At 44.4% G+C, this 12,477-nt stretch carries 7 protein-coding genes; all 7 read left to right on the top strand.

Going from position 1 to position 12,477, the window contains the following annotated elements; translation table 11 throughout:
• The first annotated feature begins 237 nt into the window (after positions 1 to 237).
• The 7 genes from AAH582_RS19255 to AAH582_RS19225 are packed head-to-tail and all read left to right on the top strand — an operon-like array spanning position 238 to position 12,453.
• Positions 238 to 3,429, top strand: coding sequence for a SusC/RagA family TonB-linked outer membrane protein (locus AAH582_RS19255; RefSeq protein WP_343319747.1), 3,192 nt, complete (start codon positions 238 to 240; stop codon positions 3,427 to 3,429).
• A gap of 13 nt (positions 3,430 to 3,442) precedes the next feature.
• Positions 3,443 to 5,341: a RagB/SusD family nutrient uptake outer membrane protein gene (locus tag AAH582_RS19250; protein WP_343319745.1), complete on the top strand. Its 1,899-nt coding sequence runs from the start codon at positions 3,443 to 3,445 to the stop codon at positions 5,339 to 5,341.
• A gap of 25 nt (positions 5,342 to 5,366) precedes the next feature.
• Positions 5,367 to 6,554: a DUF5000 domain-containing lipoprotein gene (locus AAH582_RS19245; RefSeq protein WP_046675010.1), complete on the top strand. Its 1,188-nt coding sequence runs from the start codon at positions 5,367 to 5,369 to the stop codon at positions 6,552 to 6,554.
• A 21-nt stretch (positions 6,555 to 6,575) separates the two neighbouring features.
• Positions 6,576 to 7,754, top strand: a complete 1,179-nt coding sequence (locus tag AAH582_RS19240) for a DUF4998 domain-containing protein (protein WP_343319743.1) — start codon at positions 6,576 to 6,578, stop codon at positions 7,752 to 7,754.
• Between the two features lie 11 nt (positions 7,755 to 7,765).
• Positions 7,766 to 9,787 (top strand): alpha-galactosidase, encoded by a 2,022-nt coding sequence (locus AAH582_RS19235; RefSeq protein ID WP_343319741.1) that lies wholly within the window; start codon positions 7,766 to 7,768, stop codon positions 9,785 to 9,787.
• 13 nt (positions 9,788 to 9,800) lie between these two features.
• The gene (locus AAH582_RS19230) at positions 9,801 to 10,841 is read left to right on the top strand and encodes a GntR family transcriptional regulator (RefSeq protein ID WP_046675013.1); all 1,041 of its coding nucleotides are present in this window, start codon (positions 9,801 to 9,803) and stop codon (positions 10,839 to 10,841) included.
• Between the two features lie 16 nt (positions 10,842 to 10,857).
• Positions 10,858 to 12,453, top strand: coding sequence for a solute:sodium symporter family transporter (locus tag AAH582_RS19225; protein ID WP_343319738.1), 1,596 nt, complete (start codon positions 10,858 to 10,860; stop codon positions 12,451 to 12,453).
• The last annotated feature ends 24 nt before the right edge of the window (positions 12,454 to 12,477 follow it).

Raw genomic sequence — 12,477 nt, 5'->3', positions numbered from 1 at the left:
TATTGACGAAGCGGGATGTGTTATCAACCATGATAGTACATCCCGCTTTATTTTTTTTCGATTTCCGCCTAGTGACTAGCGGCTCAATAAGATAGCTAGCAGGATAAGAACCTACTATTTGAAAAAATATTTGTGGATGTCGGAAAATGTTTCTACTATTGTATAGTAGTATAGAATAGTATAGATTACTAGCCGCTGTACTACAAACAAATAACCAATCTATAAGAAGACCAATTTATGATCTACCACATGTATTACCAAATCTGTAAATGGCAGCGATGTAGTCTTGTCTTCCTTTTTCTTCTGTTAGCGGGCTTCGCAAATGCGCAGTCCAAATCATTTGAATTAAGAGGAGTTGTATTGGATAGCGTCGGACATTTACCTATTTCCAATGTTACAGTCGCTTTTGTGGGAAAAAGTACTGCTGTATCAACGGATGCTCAGGGACAGTTCCTGATCAAAGACGTGCACCTCAACGATCAGCTTGTCCTGACTTCGGTCGGATTCGACCGCAAGACTGTTCAGGTCACCAGCACCAATCGTATGACCATCTTTCTGTCCTCATCAAGTTCGAACCTGGATGAGGTGACCGTTGTCGCATACGGCACGCAAAAGAAAACGAGTATGGTCGCTTCGATCACCTCGATCAATCCAAAAGAAATTAAAGGCCCTACCTCCAATCTGACCACCATGCTGGCGGGTCGGGTAGCGGGTTTAATTGCGTATCAGCGCAGTGGTGAACCCGGCAACGACAATGCCTCGTTCTTTATTCGCGGTGTCGGGACCTTCGGCGCCGGAAAGAAAGACCCCCTGATCCTTATCGATGGGATGGAATCGAATACAACGGCTTTGGCGCGGCTTCAGCCCGATGATATTGCTGGTTTTTCGGTGCTGAAAGATGCGGCTGCTTCGGCATTGTATGGTGCCAGAGGTGCAAATGGTGTGGTGCTGGTCAATACCAAAAGTGGTATTGTCGGAAAAGCAAAATTTAATGCACGTTTTGAAAACTCGATTTCTACCAATACCCGAAACTTCCAATTTGCCGATAATATTACCTATATGAATTTGGCCAATGAAGCTGTTTTGACACGTAACCCGAGAGGAACATTACCGTATGACCAAAATAAAATCGATCATACCGCAAGGGGAGACGATCCCTTACTTTATCCAAACAATAACTGGATCGATCAATTGATTAAAGATTATACCAACAATCAGCGTTTCAATTTTAACGTCACCGGGGGCGGTAACCTCGCACAATATTATGTTGCGGGTACTTTTAACAATGACAGGGGAATTTTGAAATCGGAAAGTGGTAATAATTTTGATAATAATATTAACCTCAAAAATTATTCGATACGATCCAATATTACCTTAAATATTACGCCGACAACCATTGGAATTATCCGTACTTCCGCACAGTTTGACGATTATAAGGGCCCCATCGGTGGTTACGACGATTGGGGAAATTTGATCAATGGGGGGCAACGGGTATTCAAAGAAGCGATCTGGTCCAATCCCGTGATGTTTCCGGCAGTCTATCCAGCTTCTTACGCACCGTTTACAACCCATCCGCTCTTCGGAAATAACTTTATACCGACGACAAAGACCTTGTACAATAACCCCTATGCCAAGATGGTCAACGGCTTTCAGGAATACAATAGTTCGACAGTCAATGTGCAACTGGAGCTGAAACAGAACTTTGACTTTATCACAAAAGGCCTCTCAGCACGTCTAATGGCTTATACACAACGGTATTCGTATTTTTCGGTACGGCGAAGTTTTGAACCTTTCTACTATAATCTGCTGAAAATACCGGGTACAAACAATACGGTATTGAGTTTGCTGAATGAAAACCAGGGAACGGAATACCTCGACTACAGTCAAGGGGACCGGATACAGAATACAACGACCTATGGCGAGTTCGCAGTCAATTATAACCGGACCATTGGAAAGGATCACGACATCACGGGTATGCTCATCGGTATCATGCGCAATTATCAGACAGCAAACGGGGGCAATTTACAGGCTTCTCTGCCAGCGCGTAACATTGGTGTGTCTGGACGCGCAACGTATGCGTATAAAAATAAATACCTGTTTGAAGCAAACTTTGGTTACAACGGTTCCGAGCGCTTTTCCAAAGATAAACGATTTGGATTTTTCCCCTCTTTTGGGCTAGGCTGGAACCTCCAGGAAGAGCCGATGTTTGAGTTTATCACACCGGTGGTATCTCGTCTAAAATTGCGCGCAACCTATGGTTTGGTGGGTAACGATCAGATCGGTAATGAGCGTGATCGGTTTTTCTATTTATCGCAGGTCAATCCCAACGATCCTGGGAAAGGTTTCTCCTGGGGAAACCTTTGGGATTATAGCCGGCCAGGTTACTCCATATCACGTTATGCCAATCCCAATATTACCTGGGAGCGTGCCAAAACATTTGATGCTGGTTTTGACCTGAACCTTAAAAATGGATTGGGAGTTGTCTTTGATTATTATAACTCCAAGCGAAGTGATATCTTAATGGTACGCTCCACCATTCCGACGACTTCAGGTTTTCAGGCTGATATTCAATCCAATATGGGTAAAGCGGAGAGTAAGGGATTTGACCTGGCCTTGGATTATAACAAATCATTTGCAAACACCTGGTGGACGCAGTTGCGCGGCAACATGACTTATGCGACCAATCGTTTATTGACTAATGAGGAACCAAATTATCCAGCTAATTTATCTTACCTAACGCATTTGGGCTATCCGATTAAACAGCAATATGGATTGATCGCCGAACGCTTGTTTGTGGATGATATTGAAGCCGATAACTCGCCATTGCAAAATTTTGGTGGCGCATTGAAAACAATGGGCGGTGATATCAAATACCGTGACATTAACGGTGATGGCAAAATAACTGATCTGGACAAAGTGCCTATCGGTTTTCCTACCGATCCTGAAATTATCTACGGTATGGGATTCACGGTCGGCTTCAAAGGGTTTGATGTGAGTGCTTTCTTACAGGGTTCTGCACGCTCTTCTTTCTTTATCAATCCCGGAAATATCACGCCTTTCGCCATCAATGGCCCCTATCAAAATGGGCTGTTAAAACAGGTGGCCGATAGTCACTGGTCGGAAGATAATCAGGATATCCGTGCATTTTGGCCACGATTGACCGACGGATTCAATAACAACAACAATCAATTTTCGACCTGGTGGATGCGCAATGGTGCGTTCCTTCGCCTAAAATCTGTTGAATTGGGCTATACGGTACCAAAAAAAATCCTGGATCGCTGGAAGATGTCCAATATCCGCATTTATACCAATGCCCTGAACCTCGCGGTATGGAGCAAATTTAAAATGTGGGATCCTGAAATGGGTGGTGATGGTTTGGGTTACCCGGTTCAGGCGGTGTACAATATCGGTATCAATGTGGGATTATAAAAAACAATGTATCATGAAAAAATTAACTGTATTTAAAGCGATGATGGTGTCAGGTCTATTGTTTTTTCAATCCTGCAGCTATCTGGATGTTGTACCCGACAACGCCCCGACAATAGACAATGCCTTTACCATGCGCAGTGAAGCCATCAAATATTTGGCAACCTGCTACTCTTATTTGCCCAATGATGGCGAACCGACTATAAATCCCGCTTTTATGGCAGGCGATGAGTTTTGGTTGGATTACCCAACGCGGAGTATCAACGGGACAAACTGGAACATCGCCCGTGGCAATCAAAGTGTCACTAATCCTTATGTCAATTATTGGGACGGATATATGTTCAATGCCATTCGGGACTGCAATATCTTTTTGGAGAATATTCAAAATCCGGAAAAGGTACGCGATATGACGCAAGATGAACGTGACACCTGGGAGGGTGAAGTCCTGTTCTTAAAAGCGTATTACCACTTTATGCTGATGCGTCATTATGGCCCTATCCCCATTATGGATGTCAATGTACCGGTTACTGCCCCGATCGAAGAGACGCAGGTAAAACGTCAACCGATCGACCAAGTGGTTGATTATATTGTGAAGGTACTGGATGAAGCCACAAGTAAGCTGCCAAGTGCGGTGCAGTCGCCCGTAACCGATCTGGGACGTATTACCAAACCGATTGCCTTAGGTATCAAGGCAAAAGTCCTGTTATATGCAGCGAGTCCGTTATTTAATGGCAATGCAGACTATGCGACCTTTAAAAATGTGGACGGCACCTTATTTTTTAATCCGAGCTTTCAGGCAGAGAAGTGGCGTAAAGCAGCGCAGGCCGCAAAGGAAGCGATTGCCGCCTGTGAGGAGCTGGGAATGACATTGTACGAATTTCCAAAACCTGTACGTCCACTCTCCAATACCACCATGATTCAGATGAGCATCCGTAACGCTGTGACGGAAAAATGGAACCGCGAGATCATTTGGGGAAATCCAACATCAAGGACATGGCAGTTGCAGTACTCATCTATGGCCCACATCGACCCAAATAATGCCGGCAACAACAGCGTCAACGGTACCTTGGCCCCGACAATCAAAATCATTGAACAGTTTTATACGAAAAATGGGGTGCCGATGGATGAAGACAAAACCCTGGATTTTAGCAATAAAAATCAATTGCGTGCCGGAACGCATGACGAACGCTTCAACAACATCGAAAACTACCGAACAGCGCGTTTGCATTTTGACCGTGAAAATCGTTTCTACGCCAATGTAGGCTTCGATGGTGGGGTTTGGTACATGGAAAATAGCCCAAGTCAGACAGACGAAAATACCTGGACGACGCAGCTTCGCCTGGGCCTATTTGGCAGTGGGGTTTCTGTGCCGATCACAACTTATTATCCAAAAAAGCTGGTCAACTGGAAATTTGCCTTTAAAGATGGAAACAGCTCACATATCGAAGAGTATCCTTGGCCTATGCTGCGGCTTGCCGACCTGTATCTGATGTATGCCGAGGCCTTAAACGAAAGTGAGGGCCCTGCAGCCGATGTATTCCTCTATCTCGATAAAATTCGCAAGCGCGCCGGTCTGGAAGGGGTGAAAGAATCCTGGGCAAAATATGCATTCAATAGCGCCAAACCGACGACAAAAGAAGGACTCCGTGCAATCATACAACGTGAACGTAATATTGAGATGAGCTTTGAAGGTTCCCGCTTTTGGGATCTGCGGCGCTGGAAACTTGCTGCGCAGGAGCTCAACAAAAATATCACAGGCTGGGACCGCAATCAGGATAAGGATCATCCAGAACTTTTTTATCAGGAACAAACCTTCTATCAACAACGATTCGTGGCACCGAGAGACTATTTTTGGCCGATTAAAGAAAGCGATCTGTTGGTCAATCCAAATTTGGTACAAAATCCAGGTTGGTAATTAGCGTATTAAATTGAAGAAAATCATGAAAAAACGAATATATCGCAATAGTATCTATGTCATGGCCGGTTTGCTTTTTCTGCTACTCGGTTGTAAAGAGGAAAAAGGCTGGACCTTAATGGAGGACGACCAGACCAAACCTGGAACGGTACAGCATCCGTCGGTGGTCAATGGCTATGGACAGGCAACGATACATTACAGCCTTCCGGAAAATGACAATATACTCTATGTCAAAGCTGAATACGTGATGGCGAGTGGTGCCACCCGTGTCGTCAAATCGTCTACCTATACCAATGAAATCTTAATTGATGGGTTTCCGGATACCAAACCGCAAACCGTTAAACTGTATGCAGTGAGCAAAGCTGAGGTGGTGTCGGATCCCGTAGATGTGATTGTGGAACCGAAGACGCCGATCTTTAACCTGGTGTTTGGGGAGATGAAGGTAACGGCTGCCTTTGGCGGTATCCGCATTACCTCAACCAATAAGGAAAAAGGAAATGTGGTGATCGTACCGATGGTAGACTCACTCAACAATGGGGAGTACTTACCCCTGGACAATTATTATGGACAGGATTCCATTATCCTATATAATGTCCGTGGATTGAAATCCAAAGAAATGAAGTTCGCATTTTATGTCCGTGATCGCTGGTTAAATAAGTCCGATACGCTCTACACTTCGATTACACCATTGGAGGAAAATCTGTTTAACCGGCAATTGTTTACGCCATTACGTTTGCCGGGGGATGCGCAAATCCTCTATGGCTCCATGGACAATCTATGGGATGGCAATCTCAATACGAGCAAATGGCCAAGCTTTTATACGGTAGAGAATGCCGGGATACCACAATCGGTGACTTTCTCGATCGGGAGAGAAGCAAAACTAAGTCGTGTTGTAATCTTTCCGAGAAGGGAAAACGGATTCTACGATAAGGGCAATTTACGTGATTTTGAGATTTGGGGAAGCAATACGCCGAATCTGGATGGCTCTTGGGAGTCATGGACCAAATTGGCTACCTGTACAGTCCGTAAGCCATCGGGAACACCGTCGGGAACAAATACCAATGCCGATGAAGTATATGGTACTGCCGGATGGTCATTTGATCTACCGGAAGATGCTCCGAAATACAAGTACCTGCGCATTCGCAATCTGCGCAATTGGCGGGGAAGTTATTTTATGCAGATTAACCAGATTCAGGTTTGGGGCGTTTATTAATCAATTTAAAAAGCAAAAGTTATGAAAAGATATATCGTATTGCTGTCCTTATTTATCGTGGCGCTGTTGGCAGCTTGTTCCAAAATGGATGAGTTTACCGAGCACACGGATGGGAAAGCAATTATCTACCCGGCAAAGTTGGATTCGATTAGAGTTCGTTCGGGAAAATACCGTATCCAGGTAGAAGGGGTCTATAGGGCTTCCTCGGGTGTTTCTGAGCTACGTATCTATTGGAACAGTAAGCAGGATTCGATGAAAATACCGGTCAAACTGACGGGTAAGGTCGATACCGTACGTTATTTAATCGACAAACTGCCTGAAGGGCCCATAAATTTAGAAATTCGTAGTGTGGATGCCGCAGGACGCTTTTCTGTTCCGACCTATGTGGTGGGGAATGTGTATGGCGATCGTTATCGCGAAGGGCTTTACCAACGCGTGGTACTCGAACAGAATTTTATTGCTGGACAGCAACTGCAATTGGGTTTGCAAAATGTATCAGAAACCATGGGCTTTGATGGACTGCGTATAGCGTATAGAAATTGGGATGGTGGCACCACAGATACCGTCGTGCGCGCTAAAAATCAGGATGAAAAGATAGGTCTTCAACGCTATCTTCCGGGTGCCGAAGTTTCCTATCGCACGGTGTTCAGACCAGATAGTTCGGCGATTGATACCTTTATGGTCAAATCGACCAAATTGGCTATAAAAAGGGATAATATTACGCCTTGGTACCTGCAGAATTACAAAACACCATTTACAGCGACGGTCTATGACGGTAACCGCTGGGGAGTTTTGGACAATTGGATCACCAATGCCGCCATGAAAAACCACAACGGTTACGGTGGTTTTGGATCGGACGATGGCGGTGTAGTCAACATTGAAGCCGGCTGGGGGGCTCCGGCTATCGTAAATGGAAAAATAGAGCAAAAAGTAACCTTATTGCCCGGTAAATATCGTTTTTTTTGTAACTTATCCTGGACAAATTATGATCAACCGCCAGCAAAACTGGTTGTTAGCAAAGCAAACAGCGGCATTCCAGATCTTGAGCAGATTCAACAGGCAATGGCCCATGCTGATGTTAAATCAGATGGTGTTTATTTTGAAATCAAAGAAAAGGTGACGGTCAATATAGGGATGCTGGTCAATTTTCAACCCGACCATTACATGAAGATTAACGCGTTTCAAATCAATTTACAATAATATCAAGCAGAATGAAGACAGTTATTTTCGCACTAAGTTTTATGCTATGTACTTTCATGGTATCCGCGCAGCCTTTTCAGGTCAGGAAAAACGGGATAACATTAACGTACGATAAAGCGCATGGAACGTATTCCTTAAGTAAAGATCAAGTCGCCTATATACAACAAGCAAGTGCCTATTTGGCGCTTGCTAATGGACAAAAAATTAGTACGGATAAATTGACAGGGCCCCGCAGCGTGACCGAAAAGCCCATCCAGGACAATTTGGGCAAAGGTATGCAGTATACCATTTCGGTTAAGACCCAGCAGGGCATCACATTGCTGCAGCGTTTTTATTTCTACGACGGGATAGATGGTGTTATCCTGGAACTGGAAGTTAAGGGTAAAAATTTGGCTAGCAATGAACTTGTGCCTGTCTGGTCAAATGCTTCGGTTGGCGGCCTGGGAAAATCCTTGTATCAGCTGGCGGTTCCTTTTGATAACGATACCTTTATTTCCTATGAGAATAATGCTCTGGCGATGAATGGTAAGAGTAGCGCCGAGGTTGGTGTTGTGTACGATAAGGACAGCGGCAAAGGTCTTTTGATTGGTTCATTGGATCAATCTGTTTGGAAATCGGGCATTGCTATCCAGGGAGCACAGGGGCAATACAGTCACCTTGTTGTAAGGGCAGGTTTTACGGATGTGAATATCACACGTGATTCCATGGCGCATGGCGCCGTCAAAGGCGATGTGATCCGTTCCCCAAAATACCTGGTATCCTGTGACAAGGATTGGCGTACTGGACTGGAAAACTATGCCAAGATCCATCGGAAACTATCGCCGGCCTATGTGAAATCTTGGCAAGGAGCAACACCTGTTGGTTGGAACAGCTGGGGTGTAATCCAGGAAAAACTGAATTTTAAGAATGCTACGGGCACCGCAGACTATTTTGCCAAGGACATTCCTTATTTCCGCAACGCTGATGGTGAAGCCTTTATTGATTTGGATTCCTTTTGGGACAATATGACGCCGGGAGGGATGTCTGGAGATTATACACAATTGAAACAATTTGTACGTTATTGTGACTCCCTGGGACTTAAACCAGGTGTTTATTGGGCACCCTTCACGGATTGGGGGCATGGAAGTGGCCCCGACCGCAAAGCCGAGGGGAGCCAGTTTACCTTCGGACAGCTCTGGACCAAAACCCAAAAAGGCTACCACAATTTAGATGGCGGTCGGGCTCTTGATCCGACGCATCCCGGTACGTTGGCTCGTATGGATGTAATCTTAGGGAAATTGGTCGACTGTGGTTTCCGTATGATCAAAGTTGATTTTCTTTCTCACGCAGCAATCGAATCCACAGGTTTTTACGATCAAAAAATTCAGACGGGTATGCAGGCTTATGCTGTGGGGATGAAACATCTCGTCGACGTACTCCAAGGTAAAATGTTGATCTATGCTGCGATTTCACCTTCCTTGGCGACAGCTCAATTTGCACACATGCGCAGGATAGCCTGCGACGCCTGGAAGACGATCGACCAAACACAGTATACTTTAAATAGTGTGAGCTACGGTTGGTGGCAAACTTATCTTTATGATTTTATCGATGCCGACCATCTTGTCTTTCATGATGAAAGCCCAGAAGTGAATAAGGCCAGATTGCTTTCAGGTGTGGTAACGGGCACCATTATCCTTGGCGACGATCTCTCCAAGAAAGAAAACTGGCAGCCTAAGATGAATAACTATCTGCAGGATCCCGAAATTTTAAAAATTATAGCCGATGGTAAAAGCTTCCGTCCTGCAGGATTTGTCGAAGGAAAAGCGGCAAATACGTATTATTACAAAAAGATAGGAAAAACGCTGTATGTGGCGGTATTTAATTACCATACAGCCCCAGCAACGATAAATATAGATTTTAAACAGATTGGCCTGATGCCAAATACAACATATAAGGCCGTGGAGCTATTTGAAAAAACAGCGCAGGAATTTACTGCTAAAAATTCCATTGCCTTTGAGCAAGCAGGAGCAAAATTACTTAAGATTGCTCTTTAGTTAATAATAACATATGAAGATAACCAAAGAAGAACAGTTTAAAGCGTTGATCGATCGGATCAAACGATTGGAAGCTTTAAACGGGCTTTCGAAACATGAATGTATTGTGCAGGGCGTATTGGATGCCATTGACGCCAGTGAATTGGAGGTACATTCCAGTTTACCATCCGTCAATAACCTGATTCAATACCTCGGCTACGCTCGGGAAACTTTCGCCAAAGCTTACCGCGACCTGATCGCCCATGGCGTGGTGGAATCCAAAAATAGAAAAGGATATTTTGTCGTCAGCAATAACACCCAGTTGAAACAGAAAGTTGCCGTGTTGCTATATGCTTACGATACTTTTCAGGATACCTTGGTGTCTGAATTACGGGCCAATCTTCCGGAAGAAGTGACGGTCGATCTTTTTTTCCATCACAACAATATGGAAACCTTTGAGGATATCTTTAACCGAATACAAGGTCGCTATACAGTATATATTGTCGCGCCGATTGAAAATGCCGATTCTGAGCGTTTGTTACGCAACATTCCGGTATCAAAACTATTGATTATCGATCGGCTGATGGATCTGGGTGCAGAATATTCTTATGTCGCTCAGGAATTTGAAGAAGCGACTTACGCCGTGTTTCAAGAGCTCCATCCAAAGATCAAAAAGTATAAGGAAGTGATCTTCTATTTTAGGGAGAATACAGCCGAACCCAATGAAATCAAAAATGCTTTCTTACGCTTTCTGAAAGACTATAAGCTAAAAGGACGTATCGAAAAGCAATACCATGTGGGCGATCTAAAAAAGGGGAAACTGTATTTTACCATTCATAATCCGGAGCTCTATCAGATGTTAAAAGAGGTGCTTCAAAAGGGCTGGATTTTGGGTGAGGATCTGGGGATTTTATCCCATAATGATGATGTCATTAAGGAGATTATCAGCGGTGGTATCACGACCTTTTCGACGAGTTTTGCACGGATTGGTTCCGAAGCCGCCAAGTTTGTGCTCGAAAGAACAGTGATTCGGGAAGTGGTGCCGACAACGTTGGCGGATCGAGGCTCGGTATAAAAAAGGAAGTTTTACGATGATAATTTTTAGTTTTTGTCTTTTTACTGGCTTGGTTGCGTTATGGTCTTTATGGAAATTTAAGACCACCTATTCCACCACGCTTAATGGTTTCTTTCTGGCCGGAAAGAGCAATAGCTTTTGGATGGTAGGTTCGGCCTTGCTGTTGACAAACTTGAGCGCCAACCAGTTTATAGGTGAAAACGAATCGGTTTATATCAATAATCTTTCAGTCATCGGCTGGGGCGTTAGTTCGGTTGTGGCCATGCTTTTGGTGTCGGAATTTCTGCTGCCTATTTATTTTAAGCATGGCTTTCGGACGGTTCCGGATTTCTTGGCACTGCGATTTGACAGCAAAACAAAAATGCTGGTTTCGATCCTCATCTTAATTGGTTATATCGTCAATTTGCTGCCTCCTGTATTGTACGGTGGAGCCTTGAGCCTGGCGACCATGTTTGATGTTCCGGCGCTTTTGCATATTACGTACTGGCAGAGCATCTGGCTGCTGGTATGGGCCTTAGGCGTGATCGGTAGTTTATACAGTATTTTGGGTGGTCTCAAGCTGATCTCCTTATCGGATTTAAGTTTGGGTTTATGTCTGTTTTTACTTGCGGTGCTCATTCCTGTCTTTGCGCTTTGGCACCTGGGGGCTGGGGATGTCTGGTCTGGCCTGGCGCAGCTACTGCATGAAAAAAAGGAACACCTTAATGCGGTTGGCGGAAAGCATGATGCGGTACCATTTTCGACCTTATTTACCGGGATGCTGCTGATCAATTTCTACTACTGGGGGATGGAACCCTATATTGCACAGCAGGCCCTAAGTGCTAAGAATTTAAAGGAGGCCCAAAAAGGGATGACCTTGGCTGCGGGTGGTAAGCTCCTTATGCCCTTGCTGATCAATCTGCCGGGGCTTTTGGCGGTGCATCTGTTGCCGCACGTACAGCCTACGGCTTCTGTTTTTCCGAAACTTATTGTTTTAATTTTCCCCGATATCCTGATCGGTTTTTCCTTGGCCTTGGTCTTTGGTGCGGCGATGACAACGTACACCGCCGGGCTGCAAAGCTGCGGCAGTTTATTTATTTTTAATATTTACAAACCCTATCTGGCTTATAAAAAGAGACCATACAGTGAAAAGGAATTGGTGCGAAAAGGGAAATTGTTCGAATTGATCATTTCAATTTCAGCAATGTTTATTGCCCCTTTTATCCTTTTTGCCCACGATGGATTTTATACCTATTTGCAGACCGTATCGGGTTTATTTAATATGCCCATTTTCACCATTATGATCTTGGGGATCTTATCCCGCCGTGTGACACCGCGCATGGCACAAATTGGGCTGTTTTTGTACATGTTCAGTTATTTTTTTCTGGTGTTTGTCTGGAAAACAGAATTGCATTATCTCCATCTATTCGCTGTGCTTTTTTTGCTGATTTCACTGCTTATCTGGGGAGGAAGTAAATTGAGCCAACCTGATTATCGGTCAACGTATCAATTTGAATTTTCCGGCCAGCATAAAGAAGCCTATTGGAAAGGCCGCTATGGCGTGGGGGCAATGCTGATTGTCCTGATGATTGTTATCTATCTTATTTTTTCACCCTTGGGCATTGCTCAATAAAATCGTATAAACCGCTATGTTGAT

It is taken from the genome of Sphingobacterium multivorum (assembly GCF_039511225.1).
GTDB lineage: Bacteria > Bacteroidota > Bacteroidia > Sphingobacteriales > Sphingobacteriaceae > Sphingobacterium.
This window is presented reverse-complemented; position numbering and strand designations above follow the sequence as displayed.

Coding starts and splice junctions, on each gene's coding strand:
- AAH582_RS19255 (WP_343319747.1), top strand. CDS start 238: ATGATCTACCACATGTATTACCAAATCTGTAAATGGCAGCGATGTAGT.
- AAH582_RS19250 (WP_343319745.1), top strand. CDS start 3,443: ATGAAAAAATTAACTGTATTTAAAGCGATGATGGTGTCAGGTCTATTG.
- AAH582_RS19245 (WP_046675010.1), top strand. CDS start 5,367: ATGAAAAAACGAATATATCGCAATAGTATCTATGTCATGGCCGGTTTG.
- AAH582_RS19240 (WP_343319743.1), top strand. CDS start 6,576: ATGAAAAGATATATCGTATTGCTGTCCTTATTTATCGTGGCGCTGTTG.
- AAH582_RS19235 (WP_343319741.1), top strand. CDS start 7,766: ATGAAGACAGTTATTTTCGCACTAAGTTTTATGCTATGTACTTTCATG.
- AAH582_RS19230 (WP_046675013.1), top strand. CDS start 9,801: ATGAAGATAACCAAAGAAGAACAGTTTAAAGCGTTGATCGATCGGATC.
- AAH582_RS19225 (WP_343319738.1), top strand. CDS start 10,858: ATGATAATTTTTAGTTTTTGTCTTTTTACTGGCTTGGTTGCGTTATGG.